Source organism: Endozoicomonas sp. ALD040, assembly GCF_049275945.1.
Taxonomy (GTDB): domain Bacteria; phylum Pseudomonadota; class Gammaproteobacteria; order Pseudomonadales; family Endozoicomonadaceae; genus Endozoicomonas_A.
The window spans coordinates 3,280,491-3,299,775 of record NZ_CP184829.1 but is presented as its reverse complement, the minus strand read 5'-3'; the positions used below and the strand labels follow the sequence as shown (position 1 = coordinate 3,299,775).

Sequence of the window (19,285 nt, the reverse complement as noted above, 5' to 3'; positions counted from 1 at the left end):
CAGAGGCTGACGCCTTTGCGGAGGTAAGTACGAGCATACAGAAATGCCTCAAAAGTGCTATCATACGGGGGTTTCGATCAAACCTATTATGGATGCCTAAATTGTCACAATACGTCTATACCATGAACCGGGTGAGCAAGATCGTTCCCCCAAAGCGCCAGATTCTTAAAGACATTTCCCTCTCTTTTTTCCCCGGTGCCAAAATTGGCGTCCTAGGTCTGAACGGTGCCGGTAAGTCCACTCTGCTGCGCATCATGGCTGGTGTCGATCAGGAATTTGATGGCGAAGCCCGTCCACAACCCGGTCTGAATGTTGGTTACCTGCCTCAGGAGCCGCAACTGACACCCGGTAAAACAGTCCGTGAAGTGGTGGAAGAGGCACTAGGTGAAATCAAGGAAGCCCAGGACAAGCTGGAAGCCGTTTACGCAGCTTACGCTGAGCCCGATGCGGACTTTGACGCCCTGGCGACAGAACAGGCCAGACTGGAAAACATTATTCAGGCGGCCGATGCCCATAACCTGGAGCGCAAACTGGACGTCGCTGCCGACGCTCTGCGTCTTCCCGAGTGGGACGCTGTCGTAGACAATCTGTCAGGTGGTGAGCGCCGTCGTGTAGCTCTTTGCCGCCTGTTGCTCTCCAGTCCCGAAATGCTGCTGCTGGACGAGCCTACTAACCACCTGGATGCCGAGTCAGTGGCCTGGCTGGAGCGCTTTCTCGTTGAATATCCGGGAACCGTTGTGGCTATCACCCACGATCGTTACTTCCTGGATAACGCAGCGGGCTGGATTTTGGAGCTGGACCGTGGCCACGGTATACCCTGGGAAGGTAACTACAGCGACTGGCTGGAGCAAAAAGAAGCCCGACTCGAGCAGGAAAGCAAGCAACAGGACGCTCATCGAAAAGCGATGCAACAGGAACTGGAATGGTCCCGCTCAAATGCCAAAGGTCGCCAGTCCAAATCCAAAGCACGTCTGGCACGCTTTGAAGAGATGCAGTCCCAGGAATTTCAGGCCCGTAACGAAACCAACGAAATCTACATTCCACCCGGCCCACGTCTGGGTGATAAGGTTCTGGAATTCAATCATGTTTCCAAAGGCTTTGGTGATCGGCTGCTGATCGACGACCTGAGTTTCAGCATTCCCAAGGGTGCTATTGTCGGTATCATCGGGGGTAACGGTGCTGGTAAAACCACCCTGTTCAAGATGATTACCGGAGACGAACAGCCTGATTCCGGAAGCATCGAACACGGCGAGACGATCAAAATCTCTAATGTTCAGCAGATGCGTGACGAGCTGAAAGACGACAAAACTGTTTTTGAAGCGATCTCCGATGGCCAGGACATTCTTCGCATCAATGGCTACGAAATGCAGTCCCGCAAATACATTGGTCGTTTCAACTTCAAAGGCGGTGACCAGCAGAAGCGTGTGGGTGAGCTCTCCGGTGGTGAGCGCGGTCGACTGCAATTGGCCGCGACACTGAAAGAAGGCGGCAATGTACTGCTACTTGACGAACCCTCCAACGACCTTGATGTTGAGACCCTGCGTGCACTGGAAGATGCACTTCTGGCCTTCCCGGGCTGCGCCATGGTGATCTCTCACGATCGCTGGTTCCTGGATCGCGTGGCCACACATATCCTGGCTTACGAAGGCGATTCCAAAGTCACCTTCTTCGAGGGCAACTACACCGAGTACGAAGCCGATCGCAAAGAGCGTCTGGGTGAAGAGGCAGCGGGCCCTCATCGTATGAAATACAAGCGTATTGATGCCTGATTGCCAGCCGACTAGAGCGTAGCTTTCTGGCTACGCTCTTCAGTCAGCAGTGCGTGATTCGTCCGGTTACTCAGCCATTGACTGAGACCTGAGAGTAGGTCCCCTGTAATATGAAAAAACGACGAATGTCTGCTTCAACCGATCGACAAAGCCCCGAAAAGAAATGGAAACATTTGTTTTCGGGGCTCTCAATTTGTCTGGCTGCGCTCTAAAAGTTGCTGCGGCCATGCATGGGAACAACTTTGACTTTGAATCTACTAAGTTCAGCCATTGGATCTCCAGCGTTGAATAATGGCAGCTTCTCATCAAGTTTATTTGAGTAGTCGATAACACAATCAGTGTTATATCCACTTAGTTGCGGAACTTGTGAAATTATTTCATTTGGATTTGTCGTTCCATCCAACTGTTGTATTATCAGCCCCTCTGCGGAATTTTCACCTGCGTATATCCTCATCCCCCTACCCATAATGAAGAATGGTTCATCGGCTCCTAACTCTGTTGCAACCTTCAGTGCTGATCTTAATTTTATATAGTGGATTCTTTTTCCATCAATTGAAATTGGTGGATTCAACCTGAATTCCTGTTCGTAAAACAGCAATCCTTCTTTAGTTCGAACGCACTCCATTGTCTTCTCTGCAAAGGCTTCGAAAGACATGCACATAATAACTATTGGCAATATCAGATAGGATTTAAACATCTCATAACCTTTTGAACAACGTGTTTAAAATAATACACATTTGTTTTTTTTCAACATCAACCGAGACCCGGTACAGTAATGCTCTTCAGCACTTCCGGCTACTTGCTTTTTAAGCGGTCACGAACGAAAAAGTACTTAAGAGCCGTTTCTTTTCAGACCCTGACCGCTTAATCCCGAATAAGAATAGAACTTTCCTAAGATTCATCTAGTCTTCTCACTTCTGCAAAATAATTCAGGATTTATGGCTATGCTGTTTAAGGCACTCGGTAGTTTGCGTCTTGGTTTGATGTGCACTATTACAGGCTCAATACTGTCAAATAGTGCACAAGCTTCCGGAGCGGTTTTTATTGGGAGAATGGGAAGCTTGGCAGTACAGGTTCAGGGAGATAAGGCCCTGTTTAAAAACAACGAAATGCTTCACAAAAGCAACCCGTTGTCTCTGGCAATGGATAACAAAGGCATTCAAAAAATAGAAATAGAACCGGACAAGATAGAAATTTACAAAGATAAAAACAACTTGCCAGACACCATTTATTTTCCACTACTGATTGAGCCAACCCCATCGGCCACAGGCATTCAAACCATTGACCAAACCAGAGGGCTACAACTGCTGAACGACAGCGTTATATCACTGGCAACCACCGTAATCGATAAAACCATCGTTCTTTCTACACCCACTCTGTACGCCCCGCCAACGGAATACAACTCTAAAACGATCGCTTATTCTGAGCTGGAACTCTATCAGGAGACTCAAAATACATTTTATGCGACAGCTTCTATTCCTATGCTGACCCCTGTGTCCTCAGCGGCATCCGAGGGGGATTATATTGACCTTGATTTTGAAACTCGGGATACCATCAGGGTTTACCCAAAAGGAAAGGACTCTGACTCCACATCCGGTTTTTTTGAGCAGATTATCAGAAAAGTGCCTGATAGCCCTGAGAAAAAAAGCGAAAACGGAGGGCAACAGGAAAAGCAAACGACCAATTCGTCCGGTGATGACCCCAACTCGGAAGACACTACTTCAGAAGCGACAACAGATTCCTCGACCACAGTCGAAACTGCTTCAACCCCCACACAGCGATCGGAAGCCTCAGCGCTGGATGAAAAAGCTGATCTAACGCCGAAGCCTCTATCTGAAAATTTCAACACGTATCACTCAATAGAAAACAGTTCGAATCAAATCGTGCTTGATGCCATTAGAGCATTCATTGAAGAAAATGATGAACAGGATCTTTCATGGGTCGTACTTGAAAAAATTCACGGCTGCAACTACAGCTTCTGGACGGACGGCAGCATTGTTAAGGTGGGTAGAAGGAATGATTGGATTGGTGAAGATGAAAACTTTTTTAACCACCGCCCGGTAAATGAACAATACAGAGAAATGATTCTTGATATGCACCGGAAGTTCTGTAAAGAAGGAGACATTTTAAATGTTACGGGCGAACTCTACGGCAAATCTATTCAGAAAGAAATTTTTTATCAGGATAATATAAAATTTGCGGCTTTTGACATTTTCGTCAACAAACAAAAAATAGATTATAACACTTTTAAACAGTGGACTTCAGCCATTGGTATCCCTACGGTTACAGAGATAAAAATATGTGACTCCCTTGAAAGTGCTCTTTCTTTCAATCCGGTTTTTACAAGTTTTCATAGTCAAACCGGTGATGTTGCAGAAGGTGTTGTTATTAAGCCTGTGCAGCCTAAATTTTTAAAATACCAAAAACCTGTCATTTTAAAAATAAAAAACCCGAGATTTGCTGAAACCAATTTTAAAAAAGCACTTCCTAACGAAAATAAAAAAATAAAGCAAGAGAATCAGATTATACTCTCCTCACTTCTTGCAAAAGTAACGGAAAACCGTCTTTGTTCTGTTACTTCAAAATCAGATAAATTAACAACAAAAAACACTAATAAAATTAAAGGCGAACTTGTTAAGGACATTTTAGATGAATATGAAAGAGAGAATGAGCTAGCTGCCAAGAGTAAAGTAAACGATAACAAACAGTGGAAACTTATAATTTCTGAATTATTTAAAGCCGCATATCAACTGATAAATGATCGGCCTGAGACTTTTCAATAACCGGGAAAGCCTGTTGACTAGTTTGACTCGTTCCTATGCCGGTTCATGGTAATGAGTCATTCTTTGTGAAACTCTATAGCCAAACCTCACCCCTCGATAAGAGTTAACTACGAATTGAAAAAATCACACCAAATGAAAGAATGTCTTTGAAAACCTTTTTCTAGATGTTACTCATCCCAATTTTCAGTACAATTGATTGAAGAGTTTTCATAACGCATATAATTACGTTCATATAAAAATGGTCTCAATACCCCCTCAAAGACTTTTCTAAAGGCATATGGGAAGCGTGATAATTGTAACTGTGGCGTTATAGATAATATGGTAATTAAAGCAGTAATTGTTAGCACCGGAAAAAGATCAAATAATGCTTTATTTAATTCCTGGATGTTCGTTATATTTCTCTTTAGCTCAGCCCGTGTATCTTCTGGCAAAAGAAACCAGTAGAAAAAAATAAAATAATGGTTAAATAAACAACTATCTCTCGCATACGTATATATAGTATTGCAATCAATATGGTAAGAACTACCTAAACCAGCATTCGGGTCAGCTCCATATACTAATAATAAAAAAATAATCTGCATGCTTTCTGTCTCAAAAATGGCTGGATGGAAAGAAGAATAGCCAATAAATCTAATACAAAAAGCAGACACATTGGGATCAGCCCCATTTTGAAGTAAATGAAGTATCATCTCAACACTTCCATGCTGAAGAGCTGCCACTATTGGATAGACAGCCTCTTCATAGATTTCTTCATCTTCAACTACTCCATCGAACTCCCTTACATTAATATCTTTTCCTTGCGTAACGAGCAGAGTAACTTTCTCCTTATCTGCACTTTTTATGGCATCTAAAAACTCTCCGGAATAAACATAAATTGGATATAAAAAAAACGCATCTTAATAAACCTGAAAAATTGTAACCCAGTGCAATATAGCACCGAAATCATGAAACAACTAAATGAGCAAAAATCCCCACTGACTAAAGACTTTTAATTGCGTACAATACGCAGTCCGAGAAACGTCACCTTCGCTTCGCAAGACGATAAAACAGCAAAGCCCGGGAGTAGGAAAGTGATCAGCAAACTGAACCAACAGGCCGTCAATGCCACCAGCGCAGAAGGGACGCTGTATCAGAATTTTGCCGATCGGCTGGCCAGCTCCGGATTCCAGGGCGATATAGAGCTGGGCTATGCAGAACGGACTGTGCTGGCTACTGACAACTCGATCTATCAGGTGTATCCGGCAGGTGTCCTATACCCCAAAGGCACCGAAGATCTGAGCACAATGTTGTCATTGGCTAATGAACCTTCTTTTCAAACGGTTGTACTCTCTCCAAGGGGAGGAGGTACCGGCACCAACGGCCAGTCACTAACCTCGGGATTTATGGTAGACACCAGTCGCTATATGAATCAGGTTCTGGAGATCAACCCTGAAGAGCGCTGGGCAAGGGTTCAAAGCGGTACCGTCAAAGACTATCTGAATGATCTGGCTGCAAAGCACGGACTGTTTTTTGCCCCGGAACTGTCCACCAGCAACCGGGCGACAGTGGGTGGCATGGTGAACACCGATGCCAGTGGTCAGGGTTCGGTTGTCTATGGCAAAACCCGCCATCATGTCCTTGAACTGACCTCGGTCTTTGCTGATGGCACCGTATGGAACTCATCACCACTGACAGAACAGGAGCTTGATGAAATCTGTCAGCGCAAAGACCGCGCAGGGCAGGTTCACAAAACGGTGATTGAAGCCTATAACCAGAATAAAGATCGTGTCGAAACCATCTTTCCAAAGCTCAACCGTAATCTGACCGGCTACGATCTGGCCAACATCCGCAGAAAAGATCCTGTGAACCCTGAAGACGTTGGCAAGTTTGATCTCAATGCCATTCTCTGCGGTTCTGAAGGGACTCTGGCCATGATCAGTGAAATCAAGGTCAACCTTCTGCCCATACCTGAAACCTCTGCACTGGTTCTGGTGTTCTATTCCAGCTTTCAGGAATCGCTGAGGGATGCCCAGTCCCTTATGCAAGCGACTCCAAGCTCTGTTGAAACCATTGATTCCAAAGTTCTTTCGCTTGCCAAAGCAGACAGTGTCTGGGAGAGCGTCAAAGAGTACTTCCCGGATGATGTTGATCAAATAGACGGCATTAACTTTGTTGAGTACACCGGTCAGTCGCAAGCCGATATTCAAGAAGGTATTGAGCGCTTGAAAGCGGAGTTGGACAAGCCATCGGAAATCCAACGGGTGGGTCACAGCGTTGTGACAGGAACTCCAAACGTTAAAAAGATCTGGAATATGCGCAAGCAGTCCGTGGGATTGCTGGGCAACATGGAAGGCGACGCACGACCTATACCCTTTGTAGAAGACGTTGCCGTGCCACCAGAGAATCTGGCTGCTTTTATCGCTCGCTTCCGGGCGTTACTGGATAGCCATAACCTGTCTTATGGCATGTTTGGTCATGTCGACGCCGGGGTTCTCCATGTAAGACCCGCCATTGATATGAAAGATCTTGAGCAGGAGGTTCTGGTCAGAACCATCAGTGATGAAGTCTCTGCGCTGGCGAAAGCCCATGGTGGCGTCCTTTGGGGAGAGCATGGCAAAGGCGTTCGCTCTGAATACGCACCCGACTTTTTTCAGGATCTTTACCCGGTACTACAAAACATCAAAAGTGCTTTCGACCCCCATAATCAGTTGAATCCGGGAAAAATAGCGACACCCTCCACCCGGGCATCAGAAACCCTGCTGAAGATTGACGGTGTGCAAACCCGTGGCCAGCTGGACAGAACCATCGAAAGAAAAGCCTTCGATGCTTTTACCCATGGCATGTATTGCAATGGCAATGGCGCCTGCTTCAACTACAATCCCAACAGCGCCATGTGTCCAACCTGGAAGGCCACTCTGGATAGAACTCAATCACCCAAAGGCCGATCAGGACTGGTACGTGAATGGTTGCGACTGCAAAGCGCGGCGGGCAGCAACATCTCTGAAGCAATGGACGAAGCTCGCCAGTCCGGACTTTTCTATAACGCCATGGACAAGACCCGCAACAGCATTGCCAAGCTGCGAGGCAAGGAAGATTTCAGTCATGATGTTTATGAAGCACTGGACAGCTGTATGAGCTGTAAGTCCTGTGCAGGTCAGTGCCCTATTCAGGTGAATGTGCCTGACCTGAGGTCCCGGTACTTTGAGCTTTACCACACTCGCTACCTGCGCCCTGCTAAACATCATGCTGCTGCGATGTTGGAACCCGTTCTGCCAACACTGGCAAAAGCCAAATCTGTTTACAACCGTGTGGCCAACTCGGGTTTGATGAACAAGCTTTCGGCCAAAACGTCCGGTCTTCAGGATCTGCCGACTATCACCAGTGCATCCCCTCTGGAAGACAGCTGTCGTTCTGGTGCCTCCGTGGCCTCAGACAGTCTGCTTGCTTCCATGACAGAAAAAGAGCTGGCTCGAACGGTGGTGATTGTTCAGGACGCCTTTACCAGTTTTTTCGAAACTCCGGTATTGACTGACCTGGTCGAGCTGTTGGTCAGACTCGGTTATCGTCCTCTCGTTGCGCCCTATAAACCCAACGGCAAAGTGTTGCATGTCTATGGTTTTCTGGGGCGTTTTGAGAAAGTCGCGAAAACCAATGCCAGAGCACTCAAAAAACTGGCCGATAAAGGTGTAGCCCTGATAGGGATTGATGCTGCCGTTACCCTGACTTATCGCGATGAATACCATGAGATCATGGGTGAAGAAGCTCCCAAAGTGCAATTACTCTCGGAATGGTTTGCCAGTCAGGCAGATACCATTCGTGAGCTTCAGTTAAATCTGAATGGTGAGTTCAAGCTGCTGGGGCACTGCACGGAGACCACGAATGCGCCAGCAGCACCGGCACAGTGGCAAAAGCTGTTTGCCGCCTGTGGACTAAAACTGACTTACCAGGCTACTGGCTGTTGCGGTATGGCGGGTATCTACGGACATGAAACCCGTAACCAGGAAACGTCCCGCAAGCTATACGACATGAGCTGGAAACCTGTGATCGAGAATCCTGACAACCAGGATCAACTGTTGGCTACCGGCTACTCCTGTAGAAGTCAGGTTAAGCGTTTTGGGAATACCGAGATTCCTCACCCGGTCTCAAGGCTGTTGGCCTTGATGAACGAGTAAAATAACAGTGCTCAACCCACTGCCAACAGCTCTGACAGCTCATTAGGATTCTCAATCAGATCAGCCAGCGTGCAACCTTCCAAAACCACCATGAACGCTGACACAGGGGGTCATCGTACTGATTCGTGAGCAGATTGAAATCCCGGGCGCTCACCAGGATTCGGCCCTCACAAGGAAATCTGATCTGTACTGAAGAGTGCTCAGGGTGCTCTCCTGCTGACGCCTTTTTGTCATCTCCACTCACTGTTAAAGCTTATCTAAATGTTGAATCAGGTTTCTGACTCTGATCCTGACTCTGTTTCTGTTGCTAGATTCTTGATAAAGAGGTTTTAAAACAGGGAAGTAAACAATGACTCAGGGTCTTTATGAACAGGTTCGGGATCTGACGCTAGATCGTAATAAGTTTGCACCGGGTACCAGGGTTGGACTCAATGACCAATACGAACTGGTGGAAGTAATAGCCAGCTATAAAGACTGGATTGTCACTCATCCGGACCCGGTTCGCCTGAGAAACCTGCTCGGCTCGCTAATTCAATCAGCCCAGGATGTGAATCAATACCTCAACCTCAGTGATCGTTCCGCCTCAATGCTTGAAGCAAAGGTAGCGGGAGAGCTGGACTTCTCAGTACTGACCAAACAGGTCGCAGCATTCCTGAAAACCCCCGCTTGTCAGATCATTCGTACCAGAGAGCAGCTCAATAATCTGCTGCAAGCTTCCGTCAAAGCCAAAAAAACCGGGAAAAATATTCAGGTCGAACTGAAACAAACCCTGCATGAAGGCTTTTCAAGATTCTGCGACTTTATGGACGTCAGCGATCTCAACCAGCTGGTCGGATTCTACAGAACAGCACTGTTTGAATGGCTGGATGAATTCAGTCATCTGTGCGCAACTCAGGGCGATCTGAATGACCTGTATCAGACCACCCGGAACTGTTTTGATGCCTTCACCAAAGACCTTATTACTGAGACTCAGGGCAATGTTGTCACGCCTTCTTCTGCCAAGGCAGCGAATCAGGTTGCAAAAGATGAGAAGCGACAGTGGGATGATAATGCCGAATCACTGATTGAAATGGATGGCTGGTTGCAATCATCCAACACTGAAAATCTGGAACGACTGCTGAAGAAGATCCGTCAGGATAAAGATCTTGGTGACAGGTTTCTGAAAGTTAAAGGGTTTGAACTCAGATCCCGTCTGGAAAAATGTCCTGACGCCCTAGCTATGGACCTGAAGAGCATGAAGCTTTCACTGGATGATCACCTCCTGCGCATTACAAAGCCTCAGCGCAAGAAACAAGATCCTCTTTATCAAATTGTTCTCTCTGTTGCCCGGCAGCAGAGCACCGACATTATTGCCCGTCTGCCACAGGATGATCCTGACATGATGGGTCTTGGTCTTTATCTGAAATACCCGAATGTGTTGGCTCGATGTAAGTCAGCCCTCGTGCATCAGCTCATTCTTCTGATTCAACTCAGCCCGGAAATGGAAGAGCACTATATTACCGTAGCCTCAAAACATTATCTGAGGCACCAGAACGGCTTGATGGTTGCCCGGTCACCGCTTTTGTGCAAAGCCACCCGAAGTACACTGCTACTGTCTGACTTTACCCAGGAAAAAACTATCACTCTGGAATTCATCAAACATTACCCAAAAGCGGCTCTCGACATTGAGCCGACTGTTTTTAAAAAACTACTTGCTCACCCTGATCTGGTCGACTTCTGGCCCGGGTTTATCGCAGAAAATGCGACCCAGCTCAGTATTGAAAACTGGCAACAGCTCTTTTCTGGAAACCCTTCCGGTTTTCATAAATTGATCACCCGACAAATGTCAGCAACACCTCCCGTGGTTTGCCGGTTTCCCAACGCTTTCGCAGCTCAGGTAAAGAGCTTCCTGAAAAACAACCCGGATATGTTAAGCAAAGTACTGAAGTTACCCAGACAGGTAGAAAGTGCTGGTTACAGAACGTTGATAGCCATCGCCCAATCACTCTCTTTTGAAATTGCCACCCTCTCGGAAATCAAACCTGATTCAGGTTTGAAATCAGAGGAAATTGGCAGCTCAAGTCAATACCGAATCATAAACGACGATAGACAAATGAACTCGGCATCGCAGGCAAGACCATGCCTGCGGCCGAAACACGGCCTGAAGCCAAGGTTGTATGAGTAGAGGTGTTTGGTATCGACAGTTGAAATAAAAATTGTCAACTAACGCCAAAAAACTGCTGATAAGGCCAGTGTTGTCATGAATACTCCGGGCGTTAATTACTTAGAAGACATTTTCTAGCACGGTGAAACCTTTGTTTTTGAAAAAATACTTATTTTCTTGATCTATCAATTTTCTGGTCTAGCCTCTCAATTCTTAAAAACACAAAACAGATGTAAGGATAAAGCTTTGAAAAAGCCATTTTCCAAGGCACTGCTGTTATTGCTAATATTGCTGCCTGTTACCTGTAATGCCAAATCTTTTAAAAGACATTTTATTGTCGAGTTTGAACAAGATGGAGGCGTTCCAGAAAGGAGTTTTTTCATAGAATACAATAAAAACACATTGTCGTACGATAAGTCATACTCTGCCGAAACAAATGATGACTCAGGATCAATTTTTCCGCCTGATCACAAATCATACAGACTTGGCGATTATGGAGAAACAACGCCTCTTATTGAATCAATCCCGTGGGAATTGATTTATGTCGCTCATCTGCTGGTTGCTTACAAGCTGGTTCTGACCACCAGCGCCCCGCTTCTGAGCGCCAAACCCTATTCATGGATACCCGCAGAAGCGTTTGTCGCTGTCGGCATACTTTTGAAAAGCTATTGGAACTCCAATTCATCGCTGTTTAACCCGGTGGATCAACTGGAGACAAGTCAGCATCATCCGTTTGCGATCACCACTATGGTGCTTCCGGGACAGGATCAAACAGAAAATGGCCAACAAAACCAGGCATCAGCATCATCCGGTCAGCAGGCCTCAGGAACAATCACCCGTAGAGGCTTTTTCGCCAGGTTTCTGTCTCGCGGCTCTGGCGAAGGCAAAGAAAACCCCGAACAACATCAGCATACTTTCGGCTTAAATTGTTACGTCGATTCCTGTAATGGCGTTTGTCAATTCCGATCACAAGCTGATAGCAGCAGGCAACCTGATAGAGGTGAGGAGTGCCCCATATGCTTTGAAATGTTTGGAAAAGTAACTGTGACTCCCTGTTGTTCGAATAAAATTGACACACACTGTTTAAAAGAGATATTTCTGAGCACTTCACCAGGGTCAACGAAAACCTGTCCATTTTGCAGAAGAGATCTGTCTTTCCTGGCAGAATCACCGGATTTTGCAGCAAGTGTAGAATCACAGCAGGACTTAACAGTTGCTGATAACAAGCCTTCGGGTATCAGTTCCTCACAAACGGCCTCTTTCACTAACACTATGAGAGCACTTGATCTAGCAGTCTGCGAGGTGATCCTAATGGACGGGATTGGCAGGGTGTTGCCATGTGGGAAGGTCTGCAAAAATCACGCAGCCCTGGCCAATCATGTATCACACTTCCACTTTCGCCGATGAAACTGTGACGTGGCCAGAGAGCCCCCTCTATGATTGGAGCGGGGAATTTCATACCAATCGATCATTTTTTCTTGATTTAACAACGTTCTGATCTAGCCTCTCTATTTCAAAAAATACGAAATAGATATTAAGGATGACCCCTTGAGAAAACCATTTTCTGCGGCATTGCTGTTCTTGCTGATGTCGTTGTCTGTTATCTGTTACGCCGAACCTTACAACAATGCCCTGAGCGCCAAACCTTATTCATGGATACCGGTAGAAGCGTTTGTCGCCGTCGGCATGCTTTTGAAAAGTGATTGGAACTCCAATTCATTGCTGTTCAACCCGACGGATCAACTGGAGGCCAGTCAGGATCATCCGTTTGCCATCACTACTATGGTACTTCCCGGACTGGGTCAACAAAAAAATGACCAGCAAAGCCAGGCATCAGCATCATCCAATCAGCAGGCCTCAGTAACAACCACCCACCTTAAAAACTGTTTCGCCCAGCTCCAGACTTGCCGCCGCGACGGTAACGGGAACCCTGAACAACCCCAACATACTTTCGGTTTAGAGTGTTACGTCGATTCCTGTAATGGCGTTTGTCGATTTCGATCACCCGCTGCTAGCAGTATGTCACCTGAAGCAAGTGACGAATGCCCTATATGCTGTGAAACGTTTACCAATACGATTCTTACTCCTTGTTGTTCACAGAAAATTGACAAACACTGCTTGCAAGAGGCATTTGAGAAAACTGGGAACACCTGCCCATATTGCAGAGAAGATTTGTCTTTTCTAGCTCAATCACCGGATTTTTCTCCAAGTGAAGCAGATGGGGAGTGCCCTATATGCCATCAAATGTTTAGAGATGATGTACTTGTGACTCCCTGTTGTTCGAAAAGAGTCGAGACATGTTGTCTACTGGATGCTTTGGTATGGTCGGAGTCGGGACACTGCCCATTTTGCACAGCAGGCACGTTATCAGTATTACGATCACTAGGTTTTATAGCAAGCGCAGAGGCACCGCAGGACTTAACAGGTTCTGTTAACGGAGACTTGCCAATAGTTGGCGAGGATGGGCCATGTCAAAGAGTCTACAAGTATGTTAGAGACCTGATCGGGTATCTCGAATAAATATACCCCTGATGAGTTTCTGGTCTAGCCTCCACATTCTCAAAGACACAAAATAGCTGTCAGGTTAAACCTTTGAAAAACCCATTTTCAGCGGCACTGCTGTTATTGTTAATGTCGGTTTCTGTTATATGTTCCGCCGAACCGTCGAAAAGCTATTTTATTGCCGAGTTTGAACAGAATGGAGGCGTTCCAAAAGGGAGCGTTTCTATAAAACTCAACAGTTACGTTGAAACAACCTCTTTTATTGAATCGATATCGTGGGAGCTGATTTCTGCCACTCATCTGCTGGCGGCTAACAAACTGCTCCTGAACACCAGTGACACCTCTTTGAGCGCCAGACTTTATTCATGGATACCATTAGAAGCGCTTGTTGCTGTCGGAATGCTTTTGAAAAGCTATGGGAACCCGGATTCACCTCTGTTTAATCCGCTGGATCAACCGCAGGCAAGTCAGGATCATCCGTTTGCGATCACCACTATGGTCCTTCCGGGACAGGGTCAAACAGAAAGTGGCCAGCAAAGCCAGACATCAGCATCATCTGGTCAGCAGGCCTCAGGAACAATCAACCGTCTTATAGGCTCTTTTGCCAGGCTTCTCTCTTGCCACCGCGACGGTAATGGAGACCCCGAACAACAGCAGCACACTTACGGTTTAGATTGTTACGTCGACTCTTGTAAAGGCGTTTGTCGATTACGACCACCAGCTGAGAGCAGAAAGCTACCTGAAGCAAGTGCCGATTGCCCTATATGCTTTGAAATGTTTACCAATGCGATTCTTACGCCCTGCTGTTCACAGAAAATTGACAAACATTGTTTACAAAATATATTTCAGACAACTCCGGAAATCTGCCCGTATTGCAGAGTAGGCCTGTCTTCATTAGCAAACTCACCAGATTTTGTAGTACGCGATGGGGCACAGCAGCACTTGCCGGAGCCTTATGACGAGTCCCGGGGTGTCAGCTCCTCACAAACGGCCTCTTTCGATATCCATTCGAGAGTACGTGGTCCAATAGCTTGCAACATGATCTTAATCGACGAGAATGACGGCCTGCGGCAATGTGGGATAGTCTTCAGTAATTATGCGGCCCTGAGGACTCACATAGCAAGATACCACCCCCCAGCACCCGGGCCATGACAGGGAGCAGCCCTGAAGCTCGAAGTAAACAGGATTCTAAAAAACTGACTGATTGCACATACGACTTTTGCTGTCATGGCTGTGAGCCCTGTGCGAAAAAGGCTTCAGACTCGCAACAAAGAGATGGCGCTTTAAGTTGGAGCTGACACAAGGACAGGCTACCATACAGTTTTATCTGAAACCTTCTAATGGCCAAAGCAAAATCCAGAAAAGCCTATGTCTGCACCGAGTGCGGCAGCGAGTCCTCCAAGTGGCAGGGGCAATGTCCAGACTGTAAAGCCTGGAATACGTTCAAAGAGGTCAACCTGGGACCTGCGGCTTCCCCCTCTATTGGTGCCGTCAATAAATCAGGCTTTGCAGGCACCCTCAGTGGTCTTCAGACCCTGAGTGAGGTGGATGTTGCTGAAGCGCCCAGGTTCAGCAGTGGCACGTCAGAGTTTGATCGGGTTCTCGGCGGTGGTTTTGTCAAAGGCAGTGCTGTCCTGATTGGCGGCCATCCGGGGGCTGGCAAGAGTACCATCCTGCTTCAGGTCCTGTGTCATGTTGCCCAGAGCATGAATGCCCTTTATGTCTCCGGTGAGGAATCACTGCAACAGATTGCAGCCCGGGCCAAACGCCTCGACCTGCCTGCTGATCGCCTGAAGATGCTGGCAGAAACCTCAGCCGAAAATATTGTCGCTGTGGCCGAACAGGAGAAGCCAGGGGTTATTGTTATCGACTCTATCCAGGTCATGTATATGAACGGTGTGGATGCGGCTCCCGGAGGCGTTGCCCAGGTCAGGGAGTCCGCTGCCTTTCTCACCCGTTTTGCCAAACAGACAGGCACTGTCTTATTGTTGGTGGGCCATGTGACCAAAGATAATTCTCTGGCAGGCCCCATGACCCTGTCCCATATTATTGATACCCAGATCATGCTTGGAAATACTGATGATTCACGCTTCAGGGTTATGCGGGCAACCAAGAACCGATTTGGTCAGGTGAATGAGCTGGGCATCTTTGCCATGACGGAAAGGGGCATGAAAGAAGTCAAAAATCCTTCAGCCATTTTCCTGTCCCGGGCATCTGAGCCCACCTCAGGCAGCATTATCAATGTTTTGTGGGAAGGCACCCGCCCTCTTCTGGTGGAAATTCAGGCACTGGTCGTAGACTCGCAGCTAGGCAACCCAAGACGTGTAACAGTGGGACTGGATCAAAACAGGCTGGCCATGCTGCTGGCGATACTGACTCGACACGGGGGTATTTTTACCAGCGATCAGGATGTCTTTCTCAACGTGGTAGGGGGCGTGAAAGTCACAGAAACCAGCGCCGATCTGGCCGGTTTGCTGGCAGTCGTTTCCAGCCTGCGCGACAGTGCTCTGCCCCAAGACCTTTTTGCCTTTGGGGAAGTGGGCCTTGCGGGTGAAATCAGGCCCGTTGCCAATGGTCAGGAGCGCCTGATTGAAGCGGCCAAACATGGTTTCAGAAGAGCCATTGTTCCGGCAGCAAACAAGCCCAGAAAACCCATTGAAGGATTAACTGTTGTCGGTGTTCACAAACTGTCCGAGGCACTGGAGGCTATCTGAATTATCCGGGTCGACACTCATCCTGTTATAATCCGGCGAAATGTTTGAAATCAGGTTAGAAAATGCTCAAAGGTCTCTACGGTGTAACCGACAGCCAGCTTCTCCCCGACGATCGTATTCTACTGGAAGCGGTTGAACAGGCTTTGATGGGCGGCATGAAAGTACTTCAGTACCGAGACAAAAGTCTGGATCATGAAAAGAGGTTCCGTCAGGCCAGTACTCTGAGGGTGCTCTGCCACACTTACGGGGCCCTTTTGATCATCAATGATGACATTGAACTGGCTGCAGAATCGGAAGCAGACGGCGTGCACCTGGGACAACAGGATGAATCCATAAAATCCGCCCGAAAAAGGCTCGGGGAATACGCTATTATTGGTATCAGCTGTGAAGGATCTCTCGATCTGGCCCACAAGGCTGTTGAGGAGGGTGCCGATTACATTGCCTTTGGACGTTTTTTCCCCTCACATACCAAGCCTGACGCCAAGCCTGCCGAGCCGTCACTTCTGCCTTCTGCCCGGGAGACCTTTGAAGTCCCTGTTGTAGCTATTGGAGGAATTACTGTGGATAATGCCCCGCAGCTCATAGAAGTGGGTGCTGATATGGTGGCAGTGGTTCATAATTTATTTGCTTCCACAGATATTCAGAGTCGTGCCCGCAGTTTTACTGAATTGTTTTAATCAGGAATAGATCATGTCCCTTCCCCATGAACGCTCTAGCACTCTGTTTACTGAAGCCCAGGCTGTCATCCCGGGGGGAGTCAACTCACCGGTCAGAGCGTTCAAGGGTGTCGGTGGCAAGCCAGTCTTCTTCAAAAGTGCCAAAGGTGCCTATATTCAAGATGTCGATGGCAACAGCCTGATTGATTATGTGGGTTCCTGGGGTCCGATGATTCTCGGACATAACCATCCGGATGTTGTCAGCGCCGTTCGCGATCAGGCTCTGGATGGAATGAGCTTTGGTGCGCCCACAACCCTGGAAACCGAGCTGGCTCTGAAAGTCCGTGAAATTTTTCCCTCCATGGAACTGCTCAGAATGGTGAGCTCGGGCACCGAAGCCACCATGAGTGCTATTCGTCTGGCCAGGGGCTTTACCGGCCGTGACAAAATTGTCAAGTTTGAAGGCAACTACCATGGCCATTCTGACTCACTGCTGGTAAAGGCTGGCTCTGGCGCACTGACTCTGGGAGTGCCAAGTTCTCCGGGAGTTCCTCAAGCTCTGGCAGAAAGCACTATTACACTGACGTACAACGACATTGACTCTGTTAAACAGGCTTTTGCAGAAACAGGCAGCGAAGTGGCCTGTATCATCGTCGAACCAGTGGCCGGTAACATGAACTGCATTCCCCCGGTCAAAGGTTTCCTTGAAGGTCTCAGAGAAGTATGTAGTGAGTACGGCGCCCTGCTAATCTTTGATGAAGTCATGACCGGATTCCGTGTTGCCCTGGGTGGAGCACAGGCTCACTATGGCGTAAAACCAGATCTGACGACACTGGGTAAAATCATAGGTGGCGGTCTGCCAGTGGGTGCTTTTGGTGGCCGAAAAGAGGTCATGGAGCACCTGGCTCCACTGGGACCGGTTTATCAGGCTGGTACCCTGTCTGGTAACCCGTTGGCTATGGCCGCAGGGCTGGCGACACTGAGAAACCTGAGCCGTCCCGGCTTCCACGCAGAACTTACCGAAAAAGCAGCGAAGTTACTGGCAGGCTTCAAGGAGAAAGCCTCACAACATGGTATTCCCCTGCAAACCTCTCAAGTGGGTGGTATGTTTGGTTTATTTTTCACTGACCAGCCTCGCGTCGACCGCTTTAATCAGGTAATGGCCTGCGATGGAACCTTCTATGGTCGCTTCTTCCACGCCATGCTGGATGAGGGAGTCTATCTGGCTCCCTCCGCATTCGAAGCCGGATTTATATCCGAAGCTCATGGTGATCTGGAGATTCAGAAAACCATAGAGGCTGCGGATCGTGCTTTTCTTCACTGTCGATAAGGTAATCAATTGACCGTGAAAAATATTTTACTGCGTCGTTTTCCATGCTCACCGGATTCATACATGAGAATGACGCAAAATAGTTTTCTTACCTCACGGCTGTATTCACTATGAGTTCACTGGCTCTTTCGGATGCGGTGCTGGCAGCTGCCAGCACCTTTGCTGTTTTCCTGCTCTGCCAGCAACAGGCATTTGCCGAGATTCACAGAACGGCTACCAAGGGGGCCCTCCTGGGCTTCCTGCTAGTTGCTCTGGCGTCGGCAGCGGGCACCCTGAAGTATGGCTTTTCAGAGATCTGGACCGGTGTCTATCTCTTTCTGAATAACGCCGCTACTTACCTTTCGCCACCATTAGTTGGTACAGCCATTGCCCTGCTTCTGTCTAACAGGGTGTGGAGCAAGCCGGCCTGGGGAAGGATGATCATCGGACTCTGTCTGGCTTACGAAATAAGCCGCTGGTACGGGGTTGAAACACTCTACAGGGACGCCCTGTTGGCTGTCAGCCTGCTCATAGCCCTCTACAGTGTCGTCAGAGCACAGGTAGAGCCCGGACCCAAAGGCTTACTGCTCATTGCGTTCATCAGCTTTTTTATTGGCGGCCTGGTCATTGGCAATCAGGGCACCCTGGGCGGATACCTGAGGCTTAACCTATTCCGCTACATGCTTGCCCTGGGAAGCCTGCTGATGGCAACCGGTTTGTTCATGCTATTGAAAAACCAGAACCGGCCTTTCGAACAAGCAGACATCAATCAGGAATAAACGAACCCTCCCCTTTCCTGCTGCACTGCCAGCAGCAGGCGACCGGCAAACAAATGCGCGATCAGGGCTCAAACCCGAAGGCTCATGCCGGAGGCATTGGAAACAGTTTGACGTTATTGCCTTTTGCTTCAGAAACCTTGGCTGCCCCTTCTTTTTCAACTTCGTCAATACGAATAATAGACGACAAAGGAATATAACTCCGCTTAACACCTTCGAAAGTGCTCTTTAGTTTCTCTTCACTGGGATCGACCAGCAACTGGCTACGCTCACCAAAAGCAAATTCCTCTACTTCAATAAATCCCCAGAGCTCGCTCTGGAAAATCTGTCGAGCATACACTTCAAAGACTTCAGACTCATTCTGAAAAATAACGCGAAAAATCTGAGATTTCGACATTGACTCCAAACACCTGTGACGCCGGAAACTTTAATGAAAAACATTCATTTCCAAAGGAGATTAGGGACTGGTTCTAACGCCTATG

14 protein-coding genes are annotated in these 19,285 nt (G+C 47.7%); 11 read left to right on the top strand and 3 right to left on the bottom strand.

What is annotated here, in order from left to right:
* Positions 1–101: 101 nt before the first annotated feature.
* Positions 102–1,769 (top strand): energy-dependent translational throttle protein EttA, encoded by a 1,668-nt coding sequence (gene ettA / locus ACOJUN_RS11985; protein WP_422136830.1) that lies wholly within the window; start codon positions 102–104, stop codon positions 1,767–1,769.
* A 208-nt stretch (positions 1,770–1,977) separates the two neighbouring features.
* Here the strand turns inward: ettA and ACOJUN_RS11980 are convergent, their stop codons facing one another.
* The gene (locus ACOJUN_RS11980; protein WP_422136829.1) at positions 1,978–2,466 is read right to left on the bottom strand and encodes a hypothetical protein; all 489 of its coding nucleotides are present in this window, start codon (positions 2,464–2,466) and stop codon (positions 1,978–1,980) included.
* A gap of 247 nt (positions 2,467–2,713) precedes the next feature.
* Here ACOJUN_RS11980 and ACOJUN_RS11975 point away from each other — a divergent pair, with 247 nt between their 5' ends.
* Positions 2,714–4,552 carry an RNA ligase family protein gene (locus ACOJUN_RS11975; RefSeq protein WP_422136828.1) on the top strand — a complete coding sequence of 613 codons (1,839 nt, stop codon included), beginning with the start codon at positions 2,714–2,716 and terminating at the stop codon, positions 4,550–4,552.
* 167 nt (positions 4,553–4,719) lie between these two features.
* On the opposite strand, the gene ACOJUN_RS11970 is transcribed toward ACOJUN_RS11975, so the two are convergent.
* Positions 4,720–5,271, bottom strand: a complete 552-nt coding sequence (locus ACOJUN_RS11970; protein ID WP_422136827.1) for a hypothetical protein — start codon at positions 5,269–5,271, stop codon at positions 4,720–4,722.
* Positions 5,272–5,622: 351 nt separating this feature from the next.
* Here ACOJUN_RS11970 and ydiJ point away from each other — a divergent pair, with 351 nt between their 5' ends.
* The 9 genes from ydiJ to ACOJUN_RS11925 all read left to right on the top strand — a co-directional run bounded on the left by ydiJ (position 5,623) and on the right by ACOJUN_RS11925 (position 18,806).
* A complete protein-coding gene (gene ydiJ, locus ACOJUN_RS11965; RefSeq protein ID WP_422136826.1) occupies positions 5,623–8,703 on the top strand; it encodes a D-2-hydroxyglutarate dehydrogenase YdiJ in 3,081 nt (1,026 codons plus the stop codon).
* Between the two features lie 349 nt (positions 8,704–9,052).
* Positions 9,053–10,867, top strand: a complete 1,815-nt coding sequence (locus ACOJUN_RS11960) for a hypothetical protein (RefSeq protein ID WP_422136825.1) — start codon at positions 9,053–9,055, stop codon at positions 10,865–10,867.
* A 225-nt stretch (positions 10,868–11,092) separates the two neighbouring features.
* The gene (locus ACOJUN_RS11955) at positions 11,093–12,253 is read left to right on the top strand and encodes a hypothetical protein (protein ID WP_422136824.1); all 1,161 of its coding nucleotides are present in this window, start codon (positions 11,093–11,095) and stop codon (positions 12,251–12,253) included.
* A 141-nt stretch (positions 12,254–12,394) separates the two neighbouring features.
* Positions 12,395–13,366 carry a hypothetical protein gene (locus ACOJUN_RS11950; protein WP_422136823.1) on the top strand — a complete coding sequence of 324 codons (972 nt, stop codon included), beginning with the start codon at positions 12,395–12,397 and terminating at the stop codon, positions 13,364–13,366.
* A gap of 72 nt (positions 13,367–13,438) precedes the next feature.
* Positions 13,439–14,500 carry a hypothetical protein gene (locus ACOJUN_RS11945; protein WP_422136822.1) on the top strand — a complete coding sequence of 354 codons (1,062 nt, stop codon included), beginning with the start codon at positions 13,439–13,441 and terminating at the stop codon, positions 14,498–14,500.
* 188 nt (positions 14,501–14,688) lie between these two features.
* Entirely contained in the window at positions 14,689–16,062 is a 1,374-nt protein-coding gene (gene radA, locus ACOJUN_RS11940; RefSeq protein WP_422136821.1) for a DNA repair protein RadA, read from the top strand.
* 62 nt (positions 16,063–16,124) lie between these two features.
* On the top strand, positions 16,125–16,739 hold the full coding sequence (gene thiE, locus ACOJUN_RS11935) for a thiamine phosphate synthase (protein ID WP_422136820.1): 615 nt from the start codon (positions 16,125–16,127) through the stop codon (positions 16,737–16,739).
* Positions 16,740–16,752: 13 nt separating this feature from the next.
* The gene (gene hemL / locus ACOJUN_RS11930) at positions 16,753–18,048 is read left to right on the top strand and encodes a glutamate-1-semialdehyde 2,1-aminomutase (RefSeq protein ID WP_422136819.1); all 1,296 of its coding nucleotides are present in this window, start codon (positions 16,753–16,755) and stop codon (positions 18,046–18,048) included.
* Positions 18,049–18,158: 110 nt separating this feature from the next.
* On the top strand, positions 18,159–18,806 hold the full coding sequence (locus ACOJUN_RS11925; RefSeq protein ID WP_422136818.1) for a hypothetical protein: 648 nt from the start codon (positions 18,159–18,161) through the stop codon (positions 18,804–18,806).
* An 82-nt stretch (positions 18,807–18,888) separates the two neighbouring features.
* On the opposite strand, the gene ACOJUN_RS11920 is transcribed toward ACOJUN_RS11925, so the two are convergent.
* The gene (locus ACOJUN_RS11920; RefSeq protein WP_317143534.1) at positions 18,889–19,200 is read right to left on the bottom strand and encodes a DUF1820 family protein; all 312 of its coding nucleotides are present in this window, start codon (positions 19,198–19,200) and stop codon (positions 18,889–18,891) included.
* Positions 19,201–19,285: the final 85 nt, after the last annotated feature.